This window comes from Rhizobium ecuadorense (assembly GCF_001187535.1).
GTDB lineage: Bacteria > Pseudomonadota > Alphaproteobacteria > Rhizobiales > Rhizobiaceae > Rhizobium > Rhizobium ecuadorense.
In genome coordinates, this window is sequence record NZ_LFIO01001733.1 from 163,201 (window position 1) to 187,862 (window position 24,662).

The 24,662-nt window shown below is 62.6% G+C and carries 19 protein-coding genes; 2 read left to right on the forward strand and 17 right to left on the reverse strand.

Features of this window, described 5'->3' with window-relative positions; genetic code table 11:
* Positions 1 to 70 precede the first annotated feature (70 nt).
* Complete coding sequence (gene mfd, locus AF337_RS33990) at positions 71 to 3,574, reverse strand: transcription-repair coupling factor (RefSeq protein WP_049735504.1); 3,504 nt, start codon at positions 3,572 to 3,574, stop codon at positions 71 to 73.
* Positions 3,571 to 3,876, reverse strand: a complete 306-nt coding sequence (locus tag AF337_RS33995) for an FAD assembly factor SdhE (protein WP_049735505.1) — start codon at positions 3,874 to 3,876, stop codon at positions 3,571 to 3,573. Before AF337_RS33995 ends, mfd begins: the two co-directional genes overlap by 4 nt.
* A gap of 92 nt (positions 3,877 to 3,968) precedes the next feature.
* On the opposite strand from AF337_RS33995, the gene recG reads away from it, so the two are divergent.
* Positions 3,969 to 6,074 (forward strand): ATP-dependent DNA helicase RecG, encoded by a 2,106-nt coding sequence (gene recG / locus AF337_RS34000; RefSeq protein ID WP_049735506.1) that lies wholly within the window; start codon positions 3,969 to 3,971, stop codon positions 6,072 to 6,074.
* Here recG and AF337_RS34005 read toward each other — a convergent pair.
* From AF337_RS34005 to pcsA, 14 genes are all read right to left on the reverse strand, one after another.
* Positions 6,071 to 6,778: a DUF502 domain-containing protein gene (locus AF337_RS34005; protein ID WP_049735507.1), complete on the reverse strand. Its 708-nt coding sequence runs from the start codon at positions 6,776 to 6,778 to the stop codon at positions 6,071 to 6,073. The two genes, recG and AF337_RS34005, sit on opposite strands and share 4 nt — an antisense overlap.
* A gap of 134 nt (positions 6,779 to 6,912) precedes the next feature.
* A complete protein-coding gene (gene glmS, locus AF337_RS34010) occupies positions 6,913 to 8,739 on the reverse strand; it encodes a glutamine--fructose-6-phosphate transaminase (isomerizing) (RefSeq protein WP_049735508.1) in 1,827 nt (608 codons plus the stop codon).
* A gap of 108 nt (positions 8,740 to 8,847) precedes the next feature.
* Positions 8,848 to 10,209: a bifunctional UDP-N-acetylglucosamine diphosphorylase/glucosamine-1-phosphate N-acetyltransferase GlmU gene (gene glmU / locus AF337_RS34015; RefSeq protein ID WP_049735509.1), complete on the reverse strand. Its 1,362-nt coding sequence runs from the start codon at positions 10,207 to 10,209 to the stop codon at positions 8,848 to 8,850.
* 174 nt (positions 10,210 to 10,383) lie between these two features.
* Positions 10,384 to 11,160, reverse strand: coding sequence for a FadR/GntR family transcriptional regulator (locus AF337_RS34020; RefSeq protein WP_049735510.1), 777 nt, complete (start codon positions 11,158 to 11,160; stop codon positions 10,384 to 10,386).
* 16 nt (positions 11,161 to 11,176) lie between these two features.
* Positions 11,177 to 12,145, reverse strand: a complete 969-nt coding sequence (gene yjfF / locus AF337_RS34025; protein WP_049735511.1) for a galactofuranose ABC transporter, permease protein YjfF — start codon at positions 12,143 to 12,145, stop codon at positions 11,177 to 11,179.
* Positions 12,142 to 13,155: an ABC transporter permease gene (locus tag AF337_RS34030; protein WP_049735512.1), complete on the reverse strand. Its 1,014-nt coding sequence runs from the start codon at positions 13,153 to 13,155 to the stop codon at positions 12,142 to 12,144. The genes yjfF and AF337_RS34030 overlap by 4 nt, the downstream gene beginning before the upstream one ends.
* Entirely contained in the window at positions 13,152 to 14,675 is a 1,524-nt protein-coding gene (gene ytfR / locus AF337_RS34035; protein WP_049735513.1) for a galactofuranose ABC transporter, ATP-binding protein YtfR, read from the reverse strand. The genes AF337_RS34030 and ytfR overlap by 4 nt, the downstream gene beginning before the upstream one ends.
* A gap of 184 nt (positions 14,676 to 14,859) precedes the next feature.
* Complete coding sequence (ytfQ, locus tag AF337_RS34040) at positions 14,860 to 15,822, reverse strand: galactofuranose ABC transporter, galactofuranose-binding protein YtfQ (RefSeq protein WP_049735514.1); 963 nt, start codon at positions 15,820 to 15,822, stop codon at positions 14,860 to 14,862.
* Between the two features lie 144 nt (positions 15,823 to 15,966).
* A complete protein-coding gene (locus tag AF337_RS34045) occupies positions 15,967 to 17,043 on the reverse strand; it encodes a BMP family ABC transporter substrate-binding protein (protein WP_049735515.1) in 1,077 nt (358 codons plus the stop codon).
* A 54-nt stretch (positions 17,044 to 17,097) separates the two neighbouring features.
* The gene (locus AF337_RS34050) at positions 17,098 to 18,018 is read right to left on the reverse strand and encodes an ABC transporter permease (RefSeq protein WP_049735516.1); all 921 of its coding nucleotides are present in this window, start codon (positions 18,016 to 18,018) and stop codon (positions 17,098 to 17,100) included.
* On the reverse strand, positions 18,015 to 19,097 hold the full coding sequence (locus AF337_RS34055) for an ABC transporter permease (protein ID WP_049735517.1): 1,083 nt from the start codon (positions 19,095 to 19,097) through the stop codon (positions 18,015 to 18,017). Before AF337_RS34055 ends, AF337_RS34050 begins: the two co-directional genes overlap by 4 nt.
* Positions 19,098 to 19,108: 11 nt before the next feature.
* Positions 19,109 to 20,677, reverse strand: coding sequence for an ABC transporter ATP-binding protein (locus AF337_RS34060; protein ID WP_049735518.1), 1,569 nt, complete (start codon positions 20,675 to 20,677; stop codon positions 19,109 to 19,111).
* Between the two features lie 39 nt (positions 20,678 to 20,716).
* Positions 20,717 to 21,697: a quinone oxidoreductase family protein gene (locus AF337_RS34065; protein ID WP_049735519.1), complete on the reverse strand. Its 981-nt coding sequence runs from the start codon at positions 21,695 to 21,697 to the stop codon at positions 20,717 to 20,719.
* A 10-nt stretch (positions 21,698 to 21,707) separates the two neighbouring features.
* Complete coding sequence (gene pcsA, locus AF337_RS34070; RefSeq protein WP_049735520.1) at positions 21,708 to 22,436, reverse strand: phosphatidylcholine synthase; 729 nt, start codon at positions 22,434 to 22,436, stop codon at positions 21,708 to 21,710.
* A gap of 359 nt (positions 22,437 to 22,795) precedes the next feature.
* Here pcsA and AF337_RS34075 point away from each other — a divergent pair, with 359 nt between their 5' ends.
* Positions 22,796 to 23,608, forward strand: coding sequence for a ferredoxin--NADP reductase (locus tag AF337_RS34075; protein ID WP_049735521.1), 813 nt, complete (start codon positions 22,796 to 22,798; stop codon positions 23,606 to 23,608).
* Between the two features lie 51 nt (positions 23,609 to 23,659).
* Here AF337_RS34075 and AF337_RS34080 read toward each other — a convergent pair whose 3' ends face one another.
* Positions 23,660 to 24,274 carry a GntR family transcriptional regulator gene (locus AF337_RS34080; protein WP_049735522.1) on the reverse strand — a complete coding sequence of 205 codons (615 nt, stop codon included), beginning with the start codon at positions 24,272 to 24,274 and terminating at the stop codon, positions 23,660 to 23,662.
* Positions 24,275 to 24,662: the final 388 nt, after the last annotated feature.

The window sequence follows — 24,662 nt, forward strand, 5'->3', positions numbered from 1 at the left end:
TCCTTCCGATCTCTTTGTTCCTCACGCATTCCGGACGCAAAACCGCTTCGCACTTTTGCTGGAACTGCTTCTATTTCGCCATCTCGGCCAACTGCGTCATGATCACGGCGGCGCCCTGCAGGCGTTTTTCCGGGGTCGGCAGGTCGCGGGTCAGGAACAGGCTGTGGTCGGGGCGGATCTTCGCCATCGTGCCCTGCCTGCCGATATAACCGACGAGATTTGCCGGGTTGGGGAATTCCTTGTTGCGGAACTGCACGACGACGCCCTTCGGGCCGGCATCGAGCTTTTCGACATTGGCGGTGCGGCAGAGCGACTTGATGTAGACGATCTTCAGGAGATGCTGGACCTCGATCGGCATCGGCCCGAAACGGTCGATCATCTCGGCGCCGAAGCCGTCGATCTCCTTGAGTTCGGTGATCTCGCCGAGACGGCGGTAGAGCGCCATGCGCAGATGCAGATCGGGAACGTAGCCCTCAGGAATCATCACCGTCGTGCCGACGGAGATTTGCGGCGACCAGCCGGTGTCGTGGATTTCGTCTACACCCTTGACCTCGGCGACCGCCTCTTCCAGCATCTGCTGATAGAGTTCGAAGCCGACTTCCTTGATGTGGCCCGACTGCTCTTCGCCGAGCAGGTTGCCGGCGCCGCGGATATCGAGATCGTGACTTGCCAGTTGGAAGCCGGCGCCGAGCGTATCCAGCGACTGCAGCACCTTCAGCCGGCGGTCGGCCGTCGCCGTCAGCACCTTATTGACAGGCAGGGTGAAGAGCGCGAAAGCGCGCACCTTCGAGCGGCCGACGCGGCCGCGCAACTGGTAGAGCTGGGCAAGGCCGAACATATCGGCGCGGTGGACGATCAGCGTGTTGGCCGTGGGAACATCGAGGCCGGATTCGACGATGGTTGTGGACAACAGCACGTCGTAACGGCCTTCATAGAAGGCGTTCATGATGTCTTCGAGTTCGCCGGCCGGCATCTGGCCATGGGCGACGGCGACCTTCAGCTCCGGCACATCCGACTGCAGGAAGGCGTGCACATCGGCGAGATCGGCGAGCCTCGGGCAGACGTAAAAACTCTGGCCGCCGCGATAGTGCTCGCGCATCAGCGTCTCGCGGATAACCAGGCTGTCAAAGGGCGAGATGAAGGTGCGCACGGCCATGCGATCGACAGGCGGCGTGGTGATCAGCGACAATTCGCGCACGCCGGTCATGGCAAGCTGCAGCGTGCGCGGGATCGGTGTGGCCGACAGCGTCAGAACGTGCACATCGCTCTTCAGCTCCTTCAGCCGCTCCTTGTGCTTGACGCCGAAATGCTGCTCCTCGTCGATAACGAGCAGGCCAAGATTGGCGAATTTGATGCCAGCGCCGAGCAGCGCATGGGTGCCGACGACGATATCGGTCTTCCCCTCCGCCACCTCCTTCTTGGTCAGCGCCAGCTCTTTGGCCCCGACAAGACGGGAGGCCTGCTGGACGCGCACCGGCAGGCCGCGGAAGCGCTCGGAAAAGGTCTTGAAATGCTGGCGGGCAAGCAAGGTCGTCGGCACGACGATGGCAACCTGGACGCCGTTCATCGCGGCGACGAAGGCGGCGCGCAGCGCCACTTCGGTCTTGCCGAAGCCGACGTCGCCGCAGACGAGGCGGTCCATCGGCCGACCGGCGCCGAGATCGGAGCGTACCGCGTCGATGGCGTTATCCTGGTCCTCGGTCTCATCATAGGGGAAGCGGGCGGCAAATTCGTCGTAAAGGCCATCCGGCGTCGTCAGCATCGGCGCGTGGCGCGTCAGCCGCTCGGCGGCGATGCGGATCAGGGCATCGGCCATGTCGAGCAGGCGCTTCTTGAGCTTGGCCTTGCGCATCTGCCAGGCGCCGCCGCCGAGCTTGTCGAGCTGGGCCTCGGTGCCCTCGCCGCCGTAGCGCGAGAGAAGATCGATGTTTTCGACCGGCAGGAAGAGCTTGGCCTCGTCGGCATACTGCAGTTCGAGGCAGGCATGCGGGGCGCCTGCCGCCTCGATGGTCTTCAGCCCGATGAAGCGACCGATGCCGTGTTCGGCGTGGACGACGATCGAGCCCTCATCGAGGCCGGCAACCTCGGCGATGAAATCGGCGGCGCGCTTGCGGCGCTTGGAGCGGCGCACCATGCGGTCGCCGAGGATATCCTGCTCGCCGATGACGACGAGATCGCCCGCCTCGAAACCGGATTCGAGATTGAGCACAGCGGCTGCCGCCTCGCCTTTGCCCAGCGCGCCGACATCTTTCAGCGCCTCGACCGGCTTCACCTTTTCCAGGCCGTGTTCATTCAGCACCTGCAGCAGGCGCTCCAGCGAACCTTCCGTCCAGGCGGTGACCAGCACTTTCGCTCCGCCGGCGCGGCGGTCGGCGATATGCTTGACGACGACGTCGAAGATGTTGATGCGTTCGGCATCGCCGCCGCCCTCGGCATTCGAGCGGGCCCAGCGCTGGCCCTGGCGGGCGTCGATATTGACGACCCGCCTCGCCTCACCCTCGATCTCGTTGAAGGGGCTGATGCGGATCGCCGCGAGCGCGTCGAGGGTTTTGGCGAAAAGCTTGCTGTCGAGATAGAGCTGACCCGGCGTCACCGGCTTGTAGGGCGTGCCCTGCGCCATCTGGCCCTTGGCCGGCTGACCGGAATTCAGGCGGGCGTCGTAATAGTCGAAAACCAGCTTGGAGCGCTCCTCGGCTGCCTCACGCACCGTATGGTCGGTGACAACACGGAAGCCGCTGAGATAATCGAAGACGGTGTCGAGCTTCTCGTAGAAGAGCGGCAGCCAGTGTTCCATGCCCGGATAACGGCGGCCTTCGGAGACGGCGAGATAGAGCGCGTCATCGCGTGTCGTCGCGCCGAACGCCGAGAGGTAATTCTTGCGGAAGCGGCTGATCGTATCGGGCGTCAGCGTCACCTCGCTCATCGGATTGAGATCGAGCGAGCGCACTTGGCCCGTGGTGCGCTGGCTCGCCGGATCGAAGCTGCGGATCGATTCCAGCGTATCGCCGAAGAAATCGAGGCGGACAGGCTCTTCCGAACCCGGCACGAAGACGTCGAGAATGCCGCCGCGCACGGCATATTCGCCGACTTCGCGAACGGTCGCGACGCGGTCGAAGCCGTTGCGCTCCAGGCGGCCGGCGAGATCGTCCATGCGCAGCTGGTTGCCGGGACGAGCCGAAAAGCTCAGGCTTTCGATGACATCCTGCGGCGCCACCTTCTGCAGCATGGCATTGGCGGTGACGAGCACGATGGCCGCATGCGGCTTCTTCCGGTGGGCAATGAGGCCGCCGAGCGCGGCCAGCCGGCGGGCCGAGGTATCGGCGCTCGGCGAAACGCGGTCATAGGGCAGACAGTCCCAGGCCGGCAGGGTCAGAACCGGAATGTCGGGGGCGACGAAGCCCAGCATCTGCTCGAGATCGGCCATGCGGTGGCCATCGGATAGGACATAGGCGACCGGCTCTCCCGCGCGGGCGAGTTCGGCGAGCAGCAGCGGTTCGAGGCCGACAGGCACATTGCCGATCGTCAGCGGCTCGGCAATGGCCGCAAGCTTCTTCGCATCAAAACCAGGGATCATTCCGGCGTCCTGAGGGGCTTGTCGAAATCGGGCGTATAGGCGGCAAGGCGGGCAAAGATCGGTGTCTGGAAACGCTCAGGCACAGGCCATGTTCCCATGATCCAGCGCACCAGATCATTGTCTTCCTCAGCCATGATCGTCTCGAATTCGTCGAGCTCGGCTTCCGAAAGCGTCGCGATCTCGGCTTCGGCGAACTGGCCGAAGACCAGATCCATCTCGCGGATGCCGCGGTGCCAGCAGCGGAAAAGGATCCGGCGGCGGCGCGGGTCGAGACCGGCACTGGTGAGCGTGACACCTGTCATGGCATTACCTTCCTGTTGATGCGCCTCTATAGACCCTGGAAAGCGGCTTGTCAGCCTTGCCAAGGCCGCATTGTTCATCGCATTTTGGCCGCATGCGCCCCGCCATTCTCGATCCTTTGTTTTCCCCCATTTCGGGCCTTCCGGGCGTCGGCCCGAAGATCGCCGAACTGCTGGTCAAGCTGCTCGGGCGCGAGACGCCGGAAGATTGCCGGGTCATCGACCTCATCTTCCATGCGCCCTTTTCGCTGATCGATCGGCGCAACCAGCCGGGCATCGCCCGCGCGCCGCAGGGCGCGATCGTGACGATCACCGCGCGCGTCGACCGGCACCAAGTACCGCCGCGCGGCAAGAGCAATGTCCCCTATCGCGTCTTCCTGCATGACGAGACCGGCGAGCTGACGCTGGTCTTTTTCCGCGGTCAGGCCGCCTGGCTGGAAAAGCAGCTGCCTGTCGATGCCGAGGTGACGGTCAGCGGCAAGGTCGATTGGTTCAACGGCCGCGCCTCGATGGTGCATCCAGATTATATCGTCAGGGCCGATGAGGCGGAGAACCTGCCGCTGGTCGAGCCGATCTATCCGCTGACGGCAGGACTTTCGCCGAAGACATTGCGCAAGATCATCGACGGCGCCCTGCCGCGTTTTCCCGAGCTGCCGGAATGGATCGATCTGGCGCTGGCGCAGAAACAGGGCCTGCCGGCGATTCGCGACAGTTTTCATATGCTGCACGAGCCGCGCGACCCCGCCGATATCGACCCACAGGCCCCTGCGCGGCGGCGGCTTGCCTATGACGAATTCCTCGCCGGCCAGCTTTCGCTGAGCCTGGTGCGGCAGAGGCTGCGCAAGGTGGCCGGCCAGCCGGTGCTTGCGACTGGGGAAATCAGCGGCAAGATCCTGAAGTCCCTGCCCTTTTCGCTCACATCAAGCCAGAACGAGGCGATCGCCGAGGTTTTGAAGGACATGGCCGGGGCCGAGCGCATGTTGCGGCTGCTGCAGGGCGATGTCGGCTCCGGCAAGACGCTGGTGGCGCTGATGGCGATGGCGGCGGTGATCGAGAGCGGCGGCCAGGCGGTGCTGATGGCGCCGACCGAAATCCTGGCGCGCCAGCACCACGCGACGATCTCGAAATTCGCCGCCTCCGCCGGTCTCGGCATCGAGGTGCTGACCGGCCGCACCAAGGGGCGTGAGCGAGAGGAGATTCTCGAGCGCATCGCCTCGGGTGCGGCACAGATCATCATCGGCACGCATGCGCTGTTCCAGGACAGCGTCTCCTACGCCAAGCTGATGCTGGCCGTCGTCGACGAACAGCACCGTTTCGGCGTGCATCAGCGCCTGAGGCTGACCGCCAAGGGCATCTCGCCGCACATGCTGGTGATGACGGCGACGCCGATCCCGCGCACGCTCGTGCTTGCCGCCTTCGGCGATATGGACGTGTCCAAGCTCACCGAGAAGCCGGCCGGCCGCAAGCCGATCCAGACGATCACCGTGCCGATGGAACGCACCGGTGAAATCGTCGGGCGGCTGCAGGGCGCGCTTGCCGAGGGCAAGAAAGCCTACTGGATCTGCCCGCTGGTCGAAGAGTCCGAAGAGCTCGACTTGATGTCGGCCGAGGAGCGGCATGCCACGCTGGTCTCCGCCCTCGGCCCCGATATCGGCCTCATCCACGGCCGGATGAGCGGGCCCGAAAAAGACGCGGCGATGATGGCGTTCAAGAACGGCGAGACCCGCCTTCTCGTCGCCACCACTGTCGTCGAGGTCGGCGTCGACGTGCCGGATGCGACGATCATGGTGATCGAACATGCCGAGCGCTTCGGCCTGGCGCAATTGCATCAGCTGCGCGGCCGCGTCGGGCGCGGCGACGAGGCCTCGACCTGCATCCTGCTCTATAAGGGGCCGCTCGGCGAAACCGGCCATGCCAGGCTGTCGATCATGCGCGAGACGGAGGACGGCTTTCGCATCGCCGAGGAAGACCTGAAACTGCGCGGCGAAGGCGAGCTGCTCGGCACCCGCCAATCCGGCACGCCGGGCTTTCGTATCGCCAGCCTCGAGGCGCATGCCGACCTGCTGGAAATCGCCCGCAAGGATGCGGCCTATCTCATCGAGCGGGATCCGGAGCTGACCAGCGAAAGAGGACAGGCGATCCGCACCCTGCTCTATCTCTTCCGTCGCGATGAGGCGATTCGATTCCTGAGAGCCGGTTAGTCGGCCTTTGAAACCGCCACCGGCTTCGGCCGCGGCAGATGCTTCTGCTTCGGCTCGGACGGCGTGTGTCCGGGGGCGACGAGACCGCCCGAAATCAGGAACTTGGCGGCGTCTTCCGGGCTCATGTCGAGCAGGACGATCTTTTCGCGGGGGACGAAGACGAGGAAACCGGCCGTCGGCACCGGCGTCGGCGGCAGGAAGACGGCCACCATGTCCTGGCCCATGGCGTTGAACTTCGACGCGATCTCTCCCTTGGCATCGGTGGCGATGAAGACCAGCGCCCAGAGGCCGGGACCGGGATATTCGATGAGGCCGACCTTCTTGAAGGAGTTCGCCTGCTCCTTCAGAACGGTTTCGAAAATCTGCTTCACGCTTCTGTAGATCGTGCGCACCAGGGGCATGCGCTGGACGACTGATTCACCGAAACGGACGATGCTCTGGCCGATCAGGTTCTTGCCGAGAAAGCCGACGACGGTGATCAGCACGACGGCGATCAGCAGGCCGAAACCGGGAATGGCGAAATTGAGATAGCTTTCCGGATTCCAGCGCGCCGGAATATAGGGCCTGACCCAGCTGTCCGACCAGTGGATGAAGGTCCAGGTCAGCCAGATGGTAATGGCGATCGGCGCGCAGATGATCAGGCCTGCGAGAAAATTATTCCTCAGCCGGGTCGCGACCGGCATTCTGGGGGTGTTGTCGGTCATCTCTCCTGATGAGCTCCATCTCGGTCCTGGACAGGCCGGAACGCCGGCCTTTCCCCCTTGTCCGCCTGGTAAAACTGCCAGAATTCGGGGCGTCGCACAATATGTTTCGGCGCGAAGATCGGGTCGTCGCGGGCTTATTCCACGGTCACGGATTTCGCCAGATTGCGCGGCTGATCGACGTCGGTGCCCATGAAGACGGCGGTGTGATAAGCGAGCAGCTGGATCGGCAGCGAGAAGATCATCGGCGCGATGATTTCGTCGACCACAGGCAGAGTGATCGTCGCCATGGTCGGCAGTTTCGAGGCCGCCGCCCCCGCCTCGTCGGTGATGAAGATGATGCGGCCGCCGCGGGCTGCGACCTCCTGCATATTGGAGACGGTCTTTTCGAAGAAACGATCGTAAGGAGCGATGACAATCACCGGCATGTTCTCGTCAATCAGCGCGATCGGCCCGTGCTTCAATTCGCCGGCGGCATAACCTTCGGCGTGAATATAGGAAATTTCCTTGAGCTTCAGCGCGCCTTCCATGGCGAGCGGGAAGCTGGTGCCGCGGCCGAGATAGAGCACGTCCTTGCATTTCGACAGTTCGCGCGACAGGCTTTCCATCTGCGGCTGGATGAGGTTCAGCACCCGGCTCATGATGCGCGGCATTTCGGCGAGGTGACGCACCAGCGCCCTTTCCTCCTCGGCGCTGACCGTGCCGCGCGCCTTGCCGGCGCCGATCGCCAGCGATGCCAGCACGGCCAGCTGGCAGGTGAAGGCCTTGGTCGAGGCGACGCCGATTTCCGGGCCGGCCATGATCGGGAAGACCGCGTCGGATTCGCGGGCGATCGTCGATTCGCGGACATTGACGACCGCGCCGATCTTCAGGCCGTTCTCCCGGCAATAGCGCAGCGATGCCAGCGTATCGGCGGTCTCGCCTGATTGTGAGATGAACAGTGCCGCCTGCGACGGCGACAGCGGCATTTCGCGGTAACGGAATTCGGAGGCGACGTCGATCTCCACAGGCAGGCGGGCATAACGCTCGAACCAGTATTTGCCGACAAGGCCGGCGAGATAGGCGGTTCCGCAGGCCGAGATCGCCAGACCGGTCGCCGCCTTGAAATCGATCGCGGCGGCATTGGCGCCGATCGTGTTCTCGGCGAAATCGACGTAATGGCTGAGCGCGTGGGAGATGACCTCCGGCTGCTCGTAGATTTCCTTTTCCATGAAATGGCGGTGATTGCCCTTATCGACGACATAGGCAGTCGCCTGCGAGATCTGGCGGGCGCGCTTGACCGGCTTACCGGCGAAATCGATGACGGCGACGCTGTCGCGGGTGATGATGGCGCAATCGCCGTCGGAGAGATAGGTGATCTCGTTGGTGAAGGGCGAGAGCGCAATCGCATCCGAACCGAGGAACATCTCGCCGCGGCCGTAGCCGACGGCAAGCGGCGGCCCGGAACGGGCGGCCATGATCGTGCCGGGATCGGCCTTCAGCATGACGGCGAGCGCATAGGCGCCGGTCAAGCGGTTCAGCATCTGCAGCATGGCGGCGCGCGGCTCCAGGCCCTCGCGCAGGTATTTCGCCATCAGCTGGGCGACGACTTCGGTATCGGTCTGGGTTTCGAAGACCGCGCCCCTCGCGGTCAATTCGTCGCGCAGCTCGGAGAAGTTCTCGATGATGCCGTTATGGACGACGGCAACACCTTCGACAAAATGCGGATGGGCATTGGTTTCGTTGGGAACACCGTGGGTCGCCCAGCGCGTATGGGCAATGCCGACCAGGCCTGGCAGCGGCTCGGAGTCGAGGCGCTTTTCCAGATTGAACAGCTTTCCCTCAGCGCGGCGGCGATCCATCACCCCCTCATGAATGGTGGCGACGCCGGCGGAATCATAGCCGCGATATTCGAGACGCTTCAGCGCATCGACCAGGCGCCCGGCTACAGGCTGCGTTCCGACGATCCCCACAATACCGCACATATAACATCCCCATAAGGCTTCGATAACGAGGCCAGTCCTACTGATTTCCGCTTATTTCTCAATGGCCTCGGCGGTCACTTTCAATTTCCGCCGGTTACGCAAAACCGTTCAAGCCTTGGCCTTCTTCGCCGCCTTGATCGCGAGTGCGCGCTCGCGCAGCAGTGTGGCGCGGCCTGGCTTGATCTCCTGCCGAGCCCGGCCGAGCGCCAGCGCATCGGCCGGCACGTCGACGGTGATGACGCTGCCGGAGCCGATATAGGCACCGTCGCCGATCGTCACCGGGGCGACCAGCGAGGAGTTGGAGCCGATGAAGGCGTTTTCGCCGATCACCGTCTCGGCCTTGTTGACGCCGTCATAGTTGCAGGTGATCGTGCCGGCGCCGATATTGCTGCCGGCGCCGACGACGGCATCGCCGATATAGGTGAGATGGTTGACCTTGGCGCCCTCGCCGATCCGGCCGTTCTTCACCTCACAGAAATTGCCGACCTTCGACCCATTGCCGAGATCGGCACCCGGCCGCAGCCGCGCGAAGGGGCCGACGGTCGCACCCTGGCTGACATGGGCGCCTTCGATATGCGAGAAGGCATGGATGACGGCGCCGCTGTCGATCACCGCGCCGGGGCCGAAGACGACGTTCGGCTCGATCAGCGCATCCTGGCCGATGACGGTGTCGTAGGAGAGAAAGACCGTTTCCGGCGCAATCATGGTAACGCCCGAAAGCATCATCTGGTGGCGGCAGCGCTCCTGCCAGAAGCGCTCGATGACGGCGAGTTCGGCCCGGGTGTTGCAGCCGGTCATCTCGATTTCAGGGGCATCGACAGCGGTGACGCGGCCACCGAGTGAGCGGGCGATCTCGACGAGATCGGTCAGATAGAATTCGCCCTTGGCGTTGGCGTTGCCGATGCGCGAGAGCAGATCGAGCGCCTTGCGGCCGTTGATCGCCATCAGCCCGCTGTTGCACCAGGTCACGGTGCGCTCGGCATCGGTCGCGTCCTTTTCCTCGCGGATGGCGATGAGTTCGCCGTCCTTGACGAGTAGGCGACCGTAGCCGGTGGGGCGATCGGTGTGGAAGCCGATGACGACGATATCGCTGCCGTCGGCAAGGCCCTGGCGGGCCGCCTTCAGCGGCCCGTCGGTCTGCAACGGCACGTCGCCATAGGTGACGAGGATATCGTCATAACCTTTGCCGATCGCTTCGCGGGCAGCCAGTACCGCATGGCCGGTGCCGAGCCGCTCTTTCTGCAGGCAGGCTTCGATGCCGACGCCGGTAATCGTTGCAGCCTTTGCCACCTCCTCGGCATCGCGGCCGACGACGAGCGCGACCGAGGAAATGCCGGCGGAGGCGACTGCCTCGACCACATGGGCGATCATCGGCCGTCCGGCGACCGGATGCAGCACCTTCGATTTCGAGGATTTCATCCGCGTGCTGTCACCGGCGGCAAGGATGACGGCAAGACAAGTACGTTCCATGATCTGCTCCGCGAATCCGCGCCATGAGGCGGCTTTGTTGCCTCATACTGCATAATTCCTGAAATCGGAATCGATTTTCGGAAAGCATGTCGGGTGGATTGAAAGTCTTGCAGCGTGCTTTGCGCGCCCGAAAAGACGCGCGGTGCCCTCAGATCAGCAAAGCCTTTGCGGGTGTTAAATTTCGGTCGAAATCGACACGATGACGGTCTCCGAACCGACGGCGGCGAAGGCCTCGTGCACATGGTGGCGGCCGTCCAGGATGACGAGCTCCATGGCGCGGCGCGCAGCAAGGCTGTCACCGGAAACGATCGCATCGACGATGCGCATATGAGTGTCGGCAATATTGGCGAAGCCGTTTTCGGTGGGCGGCGTGCTCATGCGGAACATGCCGACGAGGGCCGCCTCGATGAGGCTGCCGAGCGTGCGCATGAAGGGATTGTGCGAGGCTTCGGCGATCGCCAGGTGGAAGCGAAGGTCGGCAAGTGCCAGGCTGTCGGCGGTATGGCCGCTCGCCGCCATATCGAGCGCCAGTGCACGCAGCGTCTCGATATCCTCGGCATTCGCCCGTTCGGCGACGAGACCGGCGGCGAAGGGTTCGACGGCAAGACGGATATCGTAGAGCTGCAGCAGGAACTCTTCCGTCACGCCATTGTCGAAGTGCCAGGCGATGATCTCGCTGTCGAACATGTTCCACAGGTTCTTCCCGGTCACACGCGTGCCGACCCGCGCCTTGGCGACGACCATGCCCTTGGCGGCCAGCGTCTTCATCGTCTCGCGCAAGACGGTGCGGGACACCTTGAAGCGCTGCGCCAGTTCGGTATCACCAGGCAGGATCGAGCCGACGGGATAGGTGCCGGCGACGATCGCCTTGCCGAGTTCGTCGACCACCTGCGCGTGGCTCGTCCGGGTTCTGCGCCCCGTCTTACGTGTCTCTTCCAATGTGTTGCGCAAGCGATCCCTCTCCCCTTCAGGCGTACCTCTTGTTCAGACTGGAAACGAACAGGATGGCTTTCTGCATCAGGATGAATGCAAACAGCAGAAGGCCAATCAGGATCTTGGTCCACCAGCTCGACAGCGTGCCGTCGAAGGTGATGTAAGTCTGAATGAGCCCCTGGATCAGGATACCGATCAAGGTTCCCGCCACGAATCCCGCTCCTCCGGTCAGCAGCGTCCCCCCGATGACGACCGCCGCGATGGCATCGAGTTCGACGCCGACTGCTGCAAGAGAATATCCGGCAGAGGTGTACAGCGAAAAAACGATCCCGGATAGGCCTGCCAGAAAGCCCGACAGCGCATAAATCTGGATCGTCGTGCGTCCCACAGGCACGCCCATCAGCCGCGCCGTCTGCGGGCCGCCGCCGAGCGCATAGACATTGGTGCCGAAGCGGGTGCGCTGGGCGATGAAAATGCCGACGGCAAAGACCAGAAGCATGATGCCGCCGATCAGCGTCAGCCGGCCGCCTCCGGGCAGCCGCCAATAGAGGCTCGTCAGCGTCGAATAATATTCGTGGTCGATCGGGATGCTGTCGATCGAAAGCACGAAGGCCATGCCGCGCGCCAGGAACATGCCGGCGAGCGTGACGATGAAGGCCGGCATTTCCAGATAGTGGATGATTGCGCCCATGACCGCGCCGAAGGCGGTGGTGATGACCAGAACCAGCGCGAAGGCCAGCAGCGGATGCATCGAGGTCTTCTGCAGGATCACCGCGAGGAAAACGCCGGTGAAGGCGATGATCGAACCGATCGACAGATCGATGCCGCCCGAGATGATGACGAAGGTCATGCCGACGGCGGCGATGCCGAGGAAGGCGTTGTCGGTCAGAAGATTGCCGATGACGCGGGTCGACAGCATGTTCGGATATTGCAGCGTGCAGCCGGCATAGGCGAGCACGAAGATGACGATGGTCGCCAGCAGCGGCAGGTATTTGGAGTTCATTTCGGCGGCTCCCTTCCGCCCTGCCGGCGGCTGGCGAAGATGGCGAGCGACTGCACCGCCGGCGACTGGATGACGAGGATGACGATAATGATGACCGCCTTGATGATCAGGTTGAATTCGGGCGGGAAGCCGGAGGACAGGATGCCGGTATTGACAGCCTGGATGATCATCGCTCCGATCAGCGATCCGAGGATGCTGAAGCGGCCGCCGAGCAGCGAATTGCCGCCGACGACGACCGCGAGGATGGCGTCGAGTTCCAGCCAGAGGCCGGCATTGTTGGCATCGGCGCCCTTGATGTCGGCGGCGACGATGATGCCCGCGATCGAGGCGCAGAGACCGCTCAGCATATAGACGGCCATCAGCAGCACCGGCGTCTGAATGCCCGAGAGCGTGCTGGCGCGGCGGTTGATGCCGACGGCCTCGATCAGCATGCCGAGCGCCGTGCGGCGGACAAGCAGGATGACGAGCAGACCGACGAGCAGCCAGATGACCACGGGCATCGGCAGAAGAGCCATGGAACCGCTGCCGAAGAAGGTCAGCCCGTCATCGTTGAAGGTGAGGATGGCGCCTTCGGTGATGAGCTGGGCGATGCCGCGGCCGGCGACCATCAGCACCAGCGTGGCGATGATCGGCTGGATATTGAGGACCGCCACCAGGAAACCGTTCCAGACGCCGCAGGCAATGCCGATCGCCAGTGTCAGGACAATGGTGTAACCAACTGAATTTCCGGAGACAATCGACGAAGCGGCGACGGCGCCGCAAATGGCGATAACGGCGCCGACGGACAGGTCGATGCCCTTGGTGGCAATCACCAGCGTCATGCCGATCGCCAGCAGCGCCACCGGCGCGCCGCGATTCAGCACATCGATCAGGCTGCCATAGAGCCGGTCATTCTGAACAACGACATTAAAAAACTGCGGCGACGTTATGAAATTCAACAAAAGAATGACAACGAGCGCGATCAATTGCGGCGCCAGGCGATAAGCCAGCGCATTCAGCGAGGACCTCATGCATCCTCCATCTTGTGTTCGGCGGCCGCGATGGCATCGACGATGCCGGCGGCGGTGATACGTTCGCCGGTGAGTTCTGCGATATGCTGCCTGTCGCGAAGGACGATGACACGTGAACTATAGGCGACAAGCTCTTCAAGTTCCGAGGAAATCACGATCAGCGACATGCCCTCGGCGCAGAGCTGTTCGATGAGCTTGATGATCTCGGCATGGGCGCCGACATCGATGCCGCGAGTCGGCTCGTCGAGGATCAGAAACTTCGGATTGGTCGCCAGCCAGCGGGCGAGGATCGCCTTCTGCTGGTTGCCGCCGGAGAGCAGCCGGATCGGCTTTTCGCGATCGGTGGTGCGGATGTCGAGCGCCTTGATGTAGCGGTCGGCAAGCGCATTCTGCTCGGCGCGCGACAGCGGCCGGGTCCAGCCGCGGCGGGCCTGCAGCGCCAAGGCAATGTTCTCCCGGATCGACAGGTCGCCGACGATGCCGTCGGTCTTGCGGTCCTCGGGGCAGAAGCCGAAGCCCTTTTCGATTGCGGCGCGCGGGCTCGAAAGCGTGACCGGCTGGCCGTCGATCGTGGCGCTGCCACTGTCGGCATGTTCGACGCCGAAGAGAAGTTCGGCAGTTTCAGTGCGGCCGGAGCCGAGCAGCCCGGCAACGCCGACTACCTCGCCGGCGCGCACGTCGAGATCAAAGGGCTTGACCTTGCCGCGTTTGCCGTAACCCGAAAAGCGATAGCGGACCTCGCCGGCGGCAAGGCTGTGTTCCCGCACCGTCTCCTCGACATGCGCCAACTCGCGACCGAGCATCATGGCGATCAGGCCCTGGCGCGGCAGATCGGCGACGTCGCGGGTGCCGACGAGCTTGCCGTTGCGCAGCACGGTAATCCGGTCGCTGATCGAATAGACTTGCTCTAGGAAATGAGTAATGAAAACAATGCCGAGGCCGCGCTTCTTCAGATCCTCAATGATGCGGAAGAGCAGTGCCACTTCCTGGTTGTCGAGGCTTGCCGTCGGCTCGTCCAATATCAGCACTTTGCCGGAAAGATCGACGGCGCGGGCGATGGCGACCACCTGCTGGACGGCGACGGAGAAGCGGCCAAGTTCGGCGGTGACGTCGATATCGATGCCGTAGCCGGCGAGAAGTTCGCGCGCCTTGCGGTTCATCGCGCGCACGTCGGTCATGCCGAAACGCCTTGGCTGGCGTCCGAGAAAGAGATTTTCGGCGACGCTCAGATTGGCCAGCAGGTTGACCTCCTGGTAGACCGTGCCGATGCCGAGCTTCTGGGCGGCGAGCGTATTGGCCGGATTGATTTCCTGGCCGTCGAGCGTCAGGCTGCCCTCGTCACGATGATAGGCGCCGGTGAGGCATTTGATCAGTGTCGATTTGCCGGCACCGTTTTCGCCCAGCAGCGCGTGTACCTCGCCCTTGCGCAGCGAGAAATCGACCTTGTCCAACGCCACTGCGCCGGGAAAGAATTTCGATATTCCGGAAGCTGCGAGAACGTTCTCGAAATCGTGAATCATAAGGGTGTGTTTTCCTGATATTGACGGCAAAAGCCGCGCCGCGGCCGGACATGACGTCCCAAGGCGGCAAGGCAGTTCCGCACCGGTCCATGACGGGCCGGTGCGGTTCTACAGCGCTTAATGCTGCATCTTTCACCCTCAAATCGATCCCGATTTGAGGGTTATGCAGCGGTGTCAAATCAGATCAGTAGCCCTGACCCTTCTTCTCTTCGTAGACCTTCATCGGCTCGTCGGCAGGGGTGTAGAGCTTGGACTCTGTCTGGATCCACTTTGCCGGAGCCTTCTTGTCCTTCAGGTAGGCATCGAGGGCATCGAAGGCCGGGCCTGCCATATTCGGCGTCAGCTCGACCGTGGCATTGCTTTCACCTTCGGACATCGCCTTGAAGATATCGGGAACGGCGTCGATGGAGACGACGAGGATATCCTTGCCGGGCTTCAGGCCGGCTTCCTTGATCGCCTGGATTGCGCCGACGGCCATGTCGTCATTATGGGCGTAGAGTGCGCAGATGTCCTTACCGCCATTTTCAGCCTTCAGGAAGCTTTCCATGACTTCCTTGCCCTTGGTGCGGGTGAAGTCACCGGTCTGGCTGCGAACGATCTTGAGGTTGTCGTGGCCGGCAAGAGCTTCTTCGAAGCCCTTCTTGCGGGCGATGGCCGGCGACGAACCGGTCGTGCCCTGCAGCTCGACGACGTTGCACTTCTTGTCGCCGACAGTCTTGACCAGGAAGTCGCCGGCGACCTTGCCTTCATGGACGAGGTCCGAGGTCACAGCCGTCAGGTAGAGATCATCAGGAGCCTTGATGGTGCGGTCGAGAAGGATGACCGGAATCTTGGCTTCCTTGGCTTCCTTGAGAACGTCGTCCCAGCCGGTTTCGACGACCGGAGCAATGAGAATGGCATCGACGCCCTGAGCAATGAAGGAGCGCAGTGCCTTGATCTGATTTTCCTGCTTCTGCTGCGCATCGGCAAACTTCAGATCGATGCCGCGCTTCTTGGCCTGTTCCTTAGTGACGGTCGTTTCAGCCGCGCGCCAGCCCGATTCCGAGCCGATCTGCGAGAAACCGACGGTCAATCCGCCGGCGGAAGCCGAACCGAACATGCAGGCAGCAAGAATCGTGGCACTCAAAAGTGCAGTCTTCAATTTCATGATTTCCTCCCAAGCCGCGTCTCGCGGCGCAGGGTCAAAAAATCATATAGTATTACTTTTGTAAATCGGAATCTTTGCATGCACTGCAGCAAAAAAAGAGCGCCCACAAGGGGCGCCCTTCGCAGCTGCGATTTGAAATGCGGCTTATTGCGCCGGCAGCTTGTCGTCGACGCCTTCGACATAGAAATTCATGCCGAGCAGCGTGCCGTCATCCGCCTTTTCGCCGGCCTTCAGCCAGGGGGTGCCGTCCTGCTTGTTGATCGGGCCGGTGAAGGGATGCAGCTCGCCTGATTTGATCTTGGCTTCGGTTTCCTCGGCCATCTTCTTCACGTCGTCAAGCATGTTGGTATAGGGCGCCATCTTCAGGATGCCGTCCTTCAGGCCGTCCCAGCTCTGCTCGGACTTCCAGGTGCCGTCGAGAAGCGCGTGGACGCGCTTGGAGTAGTAGGTGCCCCAGGTATCGACGATCGCCGTCAGCTGCGCCTTGGGGCCTGCCGCGATCATGTCGGATGCCTGACCGAAGGCATGGATGCCGCGTTCTTCGGCAACCTGCATCGGCGCTGTCGTATCGGTGTGCTGGGTCAAGACGTCGACGCCCTGGTCGACCATCGCCTTGGCGGCATCGGCTTCCTTGCCGGGGTCGAACCAGGTGTTGACCCAGATGACCTTCAGCTTGAAGCTCGGATCGACCGACTTGGCACCCTGCTCGAAGGAGTTGATGCCCATCACCACTTCGGGAATCGGGAAGGAGGCGATATAGGCGGCGCCGTGATTCTTCGAGGTCTTGGCGGCGATCTGGCCGAGGATGTAGCGGCCTTCATAGAAGCGCGAATTGTAGGTCGCGAGGTTCGGGCCGGACTTGTAGCCTGTGCCGTGCTCGAACTTCACCTTCGGGAACTTGGCGGCGACCTTCACCGTCGCATCCATGAAGCCGAAGGACGTTGTGAAGATCAGTTTGCAGCCGGAACGGGCAAGGCGCTCGATGGCGCGCTCGGCATCCGGGCCTTCCGGCACGTTTTCGAGGTAAGGCGTTTCGATCTTGTCGCCGAATTCGGCCTGGACCTGCTGGCGGCCGAGATCGTGGGCCTGCGAATAACCGCCATCGGTGTGCGAACCGACATAGACGAAGCAGACCTTCGTCTTATCGGCGGCTTGAGCGGCCGACGAGATGCCGATCACGGCGGCGGCCGAGGCGGCGAGTGTCAATGCGTATTTCTTCATGGGAACCCCTGTTGGTTTGAAGTTATTGCGGAAACCCGTCTTTATCGTGTTGCTTTATCGCTCCGGCACGAAGGCCTTTCCGAGCGAGGCGGGCGTATTGATCAACGTCGTGCGCCGATTATGAGAAATGATGATGAGAACCACAATAGTCGCGGCATAGGGCAGCATCGAGAGGAACTGCGAGGGAATGCCGAGACCGAAGGCCTGGGCGTGCAGCTGCAGGATGGTGACCGCGCCGAAGAGATAACCGCCGGCAAACACCCGCCACGGCCGCCAGGAGGCGAAGACCACCAGCGCCAGCGTGATCCAGCCGCGCCCCGCCGACATGTTCTCGGCCCATTGCGGGGTGTAGACGAGCGACAGCTGGGCGCCGGCAAGACCGGCGCAGGCGCCGCCGAACATCACCGCCAGATAGCGCGTGCGGATGACCTGAATGCCGAGCGCATGGGCCGAAGCGTGACTGTCGCCGATTGCCCTCAGCTTCAGCCCGGCCCGGCTGCGGAACAGGAACCAGCTGACGCCCACTACAAGCGCAATCGACAGATAGAAGATCAGGTCCTGCCGGAAGAGAATATGGCCGATGACCGGAAGATCCGACAGGACCGGAATGACGATCTCTCCCAGCCGGATGCCGGGAACGCTGACATAAGCCTCGCCGAGCATGCCGGACGCGCCGAGGCCGAGAAGGGTGAGCGCCAGTCCCGTCGCCACCTGGTTTGCCACCAGCGTCAGCGTCAGGAAGGCAAACAGCAGCGAGAAAAGCGCGCCTGCCGCTATGCCGCAGACGATGCCGACATAGGGCGAGCCGGAGATCTGGGCGCCGGCAAAAGCGGCAACCGCGCCCATGATCATCATGCCTTCGACACCGAGATTGAGAACACCGGAGCGCTCCGTCACCAGTTCGCCCAGCGCTGCGATGACGAGCGGCGTCGAGGCGGTGATGACCGTCAGCAGAATGGCTTCGAAGATGCTCATGCCGCGCCCCTGACCCGCGACCAGACGATGCGGATTTTGTAATAGATCAGCGTGTCGCAGGAGAGCACGAAGAACAGCAGCAGCCCCTGGAAGACGCGGGTGACCTTGTCGGAAACGCCGAGCGACAGTTGTGCGGCCTCGCCGCCGAGATAAGTCAGCGCCAAGACCAGGCCAGAGGCGATGATGCCGAGCGGATTGAGGCGGCCGAGGAAGGCGACGATGATAGCGGTGAAGCCGTAGCCCGGCGAGATCGCCGGCTGCAGATGGCCGATCGAGCCGGAAACCTCGGCTATTCCGGCAAGGCCGGCAAGGGCTCCGGAGAAGAGGAAGCTGAACCAGATCATCTTCTTCGAGGAGAAACCGGCAAAGCGCCCTGCCCGTTCCGACTGGCCGAGCACGACGATCTCGAAGCCTTTCAGCGTGTAGCGCAGCATGAACCAGACGCCGACGGCCGCAATGAGAGCGAAGATGAAAGCCCAATGGGCTCGGCCCGATTCTTCCCAGATCGCCGGCAGCACCGCCTCAGGGGCGAAATCGCGCGAGACCGGAAAGTTGAAGCCCTTCGGATCGCGCCAGGCGCCGCGGATCAGCCAGTCGAGGAAGAGCTGGGCGATATAGACCAGCATCAGCGATGTCAGGATCTCGTTGGTGTTGAAATGCGCCTTCAACAGCGCCGGAATGGCGGCAAACAGCGCGCCGCCAAGAGCTCCCCAGAGCAGCATCAGCGGCAGCACCAGCGGCGAATGCCAGTCGTAGAAGACGATCGGCAGATAGGAGCCGGTGATGGCGCCGATGGTGAACTGGCCTTCGGCGCCGATATTCCAATTGTTCGAGCGATAGCAGACGGCAAGGCCGACGGCGATCAGGATCAGCGGTGCGGCCTTGATCGCCAATTCGTGCAGCGACCAGACCTCGAGCAGCGGCTCGACGAAGAAGGCGTCCAGCGCCTCCACAGGATCCTTGCCGAGCATGGCGAACATGATGGCGCCGAAGGCAAGCGTCAGGGCAAGCGCCAGCAGCGGCGAGACGAAGGCGAAGAGCTTCGAGACGTCGGGGCGTTTTTCGAGTTCAATGCGCATGGGCTGTCTCTTCAATGCGCATAGGGCGTCTCCGAGGCAGAGCCGGTTTCGTGCAGGCCGCCCATCAGCAGGCCGATCCTTTCGCGCGTCAGTTCGCCGGCCGGATAGGGCCTGGAAAGCCGTCCCTCGGAGATGACGGCGATATCGGTCGCCACTTCGAAGATCTCGTCGAGATCCTGGCTGATGACAACGACGGCGGAGCCGGCCTTTGCGAGATCGACCAGCGCCTGGCGGATGCGGCTTGCAGCCCCGGCATCGACGCCCCAGGTCGGCTGGTTGACGACGAGCACGGCCGGCTGGCGATCGAGTTCTCGGCCGACGATGAATTTTTGCAGATTGCCGCCGGAAAGCGAGCCGGCGGCCGGATCGTCGCCGCTCTTGCGGACATCCATCGCCTCGGAAATGCGCCGCGCCGCGGATTTCACCGCACCTTGGCGGATGATGCCGAGCAGGCCAAGAAAGGCCTTGCGATCCGACTGGCTGCGGGCGAGCACCAGATTGTCGGAGAGTTTCATGGCGGAAACGGCGGCATGGCCATGCCGTTCCTCCGGCACGAAACCGGCGCCGAGCAGGCGGCGGGCGGTGATGCCCTCGGTACCCACCGGCTTCTTACGGATGACGATCGCTTCGGCCGACGCGACCGGATATTCACCCGACAGCGCATCGAAAAGCTCGCTCTGGCCGTTGCCGGCGACACCGGCGATGGCAAGGATTTCGCCAGCGCGCACCGCCATGGAGACATCGCGGAGCGGCATGGCGAATGGCGTACGGGCTGTGACGGAAAGGTTGGCAACGGCAAGCTGCACCTCGCCCTTGTCCGAGCGCTCTGGATGGGTGACGGTCGCCACCTCGCTGCCGACCATCATGCGGGCAAGCGAAGCGGGCGTCTCCTGCTTTGGATCGCAGGCGCCGGTGACGCGGCCATGACGCAGCACGGTGGCGCGGTCGCAGATGCGCTGCACCTCTTCCAGGCGGTGGCTGATATAAAGAACCGAACGGCCTTCGGCCCGCAGCTTGAACAGCGTTTCGAACAGCCTGTCGGCCTCCTGCGGCGTCAGCACCGAGGTCGGCTCATCGAGAATGATCAGCTTCGGGTTCTGCAGCAGCGCACGGACGATCTCGATGCGCTGGCGTTCGCCGACCGAGAGATCGGCGACATGGGCATGCGGGTCGAGCGGCAGGCCGTAGGCTTGCGACAGCGCCCTCGCCTCCTCGGCGATCCTGTCGATCGGGATGGCGTCATCGAGCGACAGGGCGATATTTTCGGCGACGGTCAGCGCCTCGAACAGCGAAAAATGCTGGAAGACCATGCCGATGCCGTGTTTGCGGGCCTCGCCCGGCGAGGTGATCGAAACCGGCTTGCCCTGCCAGAGGATATGCCCGTGCGTCGGCTCCAGAACGCCGAACAGCATCTTGACCAGGGTGGATTTGCCTGCGCCATTTTCGCCGAGAAGCGCGTGAATTTCGCCCGGCGCAATATCGAGATCGATTTCATTGCAGGCGGCAAAGCCACCGAAAAACTTCGTCAGCTTCTGGACGGATAATAACGCGCCGGGTTCCGGCACATTCAATGGCGACACGTTCCCCTCATTTCTTCTGCCGATCGGTCCGTTCGGATCTCATGGAATCAGCAGCGTCGTTCCTGTTGTTTTTCTTGTTTCCAGATCCGCGTGAGCCCGCCCAACCTCACGCAGCGGATAGGTTTGATTGACATTGATACGCACTTTGTTGCTTTGCACAACATCAAATAGCGTCTTAGCGCTATCGATCAGCTCCTGGCGTGCGGCGATGTAGGTGAAGAGCGTCGGCCGCGTCGCAAACAGCGAGCCCTTCTGCGCCAGCGCGGCAAGGGTGAAATTCTCGATCGGCCCGGAGGATTGGCCGAAAGAGGCAAAAAGGCCGCGCGGCTTCAGGCAATCGAGCGACTGTGGAAAAGTATCGCGGCCAATCGAATCATAGACGACATCGACGCCCTTGCCTGAGGTGATCTCGCGGACCCGGACGGCGAAGTCTTCGCTCTTGTAGTTGATCACATGGTCATAGCCATGGGCGAGCGCCAGCGCGACCTTGTCTTCAGAGCCTGCCGTGCCGATGACGGTGGCGCCGAGCGCCTTTGCCCATTGTCCGGCGATCAGCCCGACACCGCCGGCGGCGGCATGGAACAAAAGGACCGTCTCAGGCCCCACCTTGAAGGTGCGGTTCAAGAGATATTCGGCGGTCATTCCCTTCAGCATCATCGCCGCTGCCGTTTCGAGCTCGATGCCATCAGGCACATGCACCAGATGGCGCGTCTCGATATTGCGCTCGACGCTATAGGCGCCGTCGGCGCTGGCATAGGCGACACGGTCGCCGATCTTGAAATCCGCAACGCCGGGGCCGACCGCCGTGACGGTGCCGGCGCCCTCCTTGCCGGTAACGAAGGGCAGATGCGGCGCCTTGTAGGTGCCGTTGCGGAAATAGACATCGATGAAATTAAGGCCGACTGCCGCCTGGCGGATCTGCACCTCGCCGGTTGCGGGCGGCGGCAGATCGAGTTCGACATAGTCGAAAACCTCCGGTCCGCCGGTCCTCGAGAATGAAACCGCCTGTGTCTTCGTCATTTGCCTGTCCTCAAGCTTCGCGTCCGAGAGCGGGGAAGAATTGCAGCACCGCGCCGATGACGTAAAGATAGAGCCCGGTCACGATGAAGAGAATGAGCGCCCATTCCGGTGTGTCGAAGTGCATCAGCAGCGAAAAAATGCCCAGCGCCGACCACAGAAAAAAGACGCCGAGATTGAGCGGGCGCAGCCTTTTGACGCGGACCGGGTGCAGGAAATTGATCGGCAGGAAGGTCAGCACCACCGAAATCGTCACGACGGCGAGCGCCGTCGTCGCGCTGGCATCGATGACGAACAGGGTGAAAACGATCATGTTCCAGACGACGGGAAAGCCGGAGAAGAAATACTCGTCGGTCTTCATGCCCATATCGGCATAATAGATGGCGCTGGAAACGACGATCATGCCGGCGGCGACGAAGGACCAGGGCTCGCCGATCATGCCGCTCTGATAGAGCGCGAAAGCCGGCAGCAGCACATAGGTGACGTAATCGATGATATTGTCGAGCGTATCGCCAGACCAGTTCGGCAGTACTTCCTTGACGCGCACCTTGCGGGCGATCGGCCCGTCTATCCCGTCGACGAGAAGCGCCAGGCCCAGCCACCAGAACATGTCGATGAAGCGGTGCTCGGCGGCGGCAACGACGCCGAGAAAGGCAAGGAAGGAGCCGGAGGCCGTCAGGATATGGACGGAAAAGGCGCGCATCTCCGCGTAAGGAACACGCTTATACTTAAAAATCTTCATATTCCCCCGACCGCCCTATCGCGCTCGCCCCGGCAAGCATGTTCTTCGCCAACCATCGCCGGCCCCCTCTTTCTGAATCGGGTCCCGACGCCGTAGGTCTTTGTTGTCGCACCGTTTTTGCCGAAAACCGGCCTGCAGTCCAGGCACGCCGCCCTAATATGCATCCTTTGCCGGGCTTCGCCAGCGGAAATACGACATTGCCCACCGCCCCCCTGGTTGGCCATTGAATCCTGACCATGACACGCATATTTCTCTTCAGGAGCACTGCGTGGAATGGAATGCCTTTAATTCGAGCCCGATATGTAATATCTGCCTCGCATCCGACAGTTCATCCGACGAAAACGGGATCCGCTACCGCAATGAACGCGCCTGCAAAGACCGAAGACTTCGCCTCGTCCATCCCCGCCGGCGTCTACGCCGAGACGGTGCTTTCCGTGACGCATTACACCGACCGGCTCTTCCGCTTCACGATGACCCGGCCGCAGGGCTTCCGTTTCCGTTCGGGCGAATTCGCGATGATCGGCCTGATGGTCGAGGGCAAGCCGGTTTTCCGCGCCTATTCGATCGCCAGCCCCGCCTGGGCCGAAGAGCTTGAATTCTTCTCGATCAAGGTGCCGGACGGCCCGCTCACCTCGCATCTGCAGGCAATCAAGCCCGGCGACCAAGTGCTGATGCGCAAGAAGCCGACGGGCACACTGGTGCTTGATGCGCTGACGCCCGGCCGTCGTCTCTACATGTTCTCGACGGGAACGGGCATTGCGCCTTTCGCCAGCCTGATCCGCGATCCCGAGACCTATGAAAAGTTCGAGGAAGTCATCCTCACCCATACGACGCGCGATGTCGCCGAGCTGAAATACGGCTTCGACCTCGTCGAAGAAATCCGGAATGACGAACTGCTGAAGGAAGTGGTCGGCGACAAGCTGCGCCATTATGCGACCGTCACACGCGAAGACTTCGCCTATCGCGGCCGCATCACCGACCTGATTTCCTCCGGCAAGATGTTTACCGATCTCGGCGTACCGCCGCTCGACCCGTCAATCGACCGCGGCATGATCTGCGGTTCCTCGGCCATGCTGAAGGACACCAAGGAGCTGCTCGAAAAGGCCGGCCTCGACGAAGGCGCCAACAGCAAGCCCGCCGAATTCGTCATCGAGCGCGCTTTCGTCGGCTGACGTTTTCCCCGAAAATCAGACCTGACAGCGGCTCCGGAAACGGGGCCGTTTTCATGTGCGGGCGAGATAGTCGATCAGCGCCGCCATGCTGGCGCGCGCCTCACCCGCCCTGCCCTGATGGATGGCGCGGATGACGGCGACATGCAGGGCGACGGCGCGGTCCATGCGCTCCGGGCTTGCCGTCGAGTACCAGAGGCGACGCGCATGCGTCTGCACCGGGCCGAGTGCCGCCATGATGAAGCCGTTCGGGCAGGCATCCTCGAGAATTTCGTCGAAAGCCTTGTCGGCGGCGAAGAAGCCGGCGAGATCGCCGGTCACGGCGCATTCCTCCATCGCCCGGGCGCAGTCGCCGAGGCGGACGCGCTGTTCATCGGTCGCATGTTCGGCGGCAAGGCTCGCTGCAATCGGCTCCAGCTCGCGCCGCACCTGCATGACATTGCCGTGATCCTGTGGCGCGATCTCCGCCACCTGCAGCCCGACACGCGGCTTCACCCGGATCAGCCCCTGCCAGGCAAGCTTCTGGATCGCCTCGCGCACCGGCGTCCGCCCATGGCCCGCCATATCGATCAGCTGCTTTTCGGTGACCAGCGCCCCGGGCTTCAGCGCCAGCGTGACGATCAGATGTTCCAGCGCGAGATAGGCAAGATGGCTCTGTGACGTCTGCATGCTGGAGTCCAATGACTGTACCTGATATATCACATAGTGGCACGGTCAAAAACCGAAGACAAGTCGGCATTGAATATCAGAATAGAGACAAAGAGATAACAGCGGTGTGGGATCGGGGACTTTAGGCGTCTACACCACGAAAGAACTCATTTCGCCGCCCCATCCTCCGAGGCCGCCGCGGGAAGATTGGGAGCGGTAGGGTCGGATATGAGACTAAGTCTGGTGGAGTGAGCTATCTCCGGCGACTTTAGCCCCACTCTCCGTCATGCTCGGCCCTGAGCCGAGCATCCACGCCGCATCTGCCAGCAGTCGTGGCATGGATCCTCGGCTCAAGGCCGAGGAAGACGGAGGACGGGTTGGCGTTCCTCCCAAACTCACCCGGCGTAAA

What these genes read in the sequence shown, in the direction of transcription:
- mfd (WP_049735504.1), bottom strand. Translation starts at nt 3,574, where the DNA reads ATGATCCCTGGTTTTGATGCGAAGAAGCTTGCGGCCATTGCCGAGCCG.
- AF337_RS33995 (WP_049735505.1), bottom strand. Translation starts at nt 3,876, where the DNA reads ATGACAGGTGTCACGCTCACCAGTGCCGGTCTCGACCCGCGCCGCCGC.
- recG (WP_049735506.1), top strand. Translation starts at nt 3,969, where the DNA reads ATGCGCCCCGCCATTCTCGATCCTTTGTTTTCCCCCATTTCGGGCCTT.
- AF337_RS34005 (WP_049735507.1), bottom strand. Translation starts at nt 6,778, where the DNA reads ATGACCGACAACACCCCCAGAATGCCGGTCGCGACCCGGCTGAGGAAT.
- glmS (WP_049735508.1), bottom strand. Translation starts at nt 8,739, where the DNA reads ATGTGCGGTATTGTGGGGATCGTCGGAACGCAGCCTGTAGCCGGGCGC.
- glmU (WP_049735509.1), bottom strand. Translation starts at nt 10,209, where the DNA reads ATGGAACGTACTTGTCTTGCCGTCATCCTTGCCGCCGGTGACAGCACG.
- yjfF (WP_049735511.1), bottom strand. Translation starts at nt 12,145, where the DNA reads ATGAACTCCAAATACCTGCCGCTGCTGGCGACCATCGTCATCTTCGTG.
- AF337_RS34030 (WP_049735512.1), bottom strand. Translation starts at nt 13,155, where the DNA reads ATGAGGTCCTCGCTGAATGCGCTGGCTTATCGCCTGGCGCCGCAATTG.
- ytfR (WP_049735513.1), bottom strand. Translation starts at nt 14,675, where the DNA reads ATGATTCACGATTTCGAGAACGTTCTCGCAGCTTCCGGAATATCGAAA.
- ytfQ (WP_049735514.1), bottom strand. Translation starts at nt 15,822, where the DNA reads ATGAAATTGAAGACTGCACTTTTGAGTGCCACGATTCTTGCTGCCTGC.
- AF337_RS34045 (WP_049735515.1), bottom strand. Translation starts at nt 17,043, where the DNA reads ATGAAGAAATACGCATTGACACTCGCCGCCTCGGCCGCCGCCGTGATC.
- AF337_RS34050 (WP_049735516.1), bottom strand. Translation starts at nt 18,018, where the DNA reads ATGAGCATCTTCGAAGCCATTCTGCTGACGGTCATCACCGCCTCGACG.
- AF337_RS34055 (WP_049735517.1), bottom strand. Translation starts at nt 19,097, where the DNA reads ATGCGCATTGAACTCGAAAAACGCCCCGACGTCTCGAAGCTCTTCGCC.
- AF337_RS34065 (WP_049735519.1), bottom strand. Translation starts at nt 21,697, where the DNA reads ATGACGAAGACACAGGCGGTTTCATTCTCGAGGACCGGCGGACCGGAG.
- pcsA (WP_049735520.1), bottom strand. Translation starts at nt 22,436, where the DNA reads ATGAAGATTTTTAAGTATAAGCGTGTTCCTTACGCGGAGATGCGCGCC.
- AF337_RS34075 (WP_049735521.1), top strand. Translation starts at nt 22,796, where the DNA reads ATGAACGCGCCTGCAAAGACCGAAGACTTCGCCTCGTCCATCCCCGCC.
- AF337_RS34080 (WP_049735522.1), bottom strand. Translation starts at nt 24,274, where the DNA reads ATGCAGACGTCACAGAGCCATCTTGCCTATCTCGCGCTGGAACATCTG.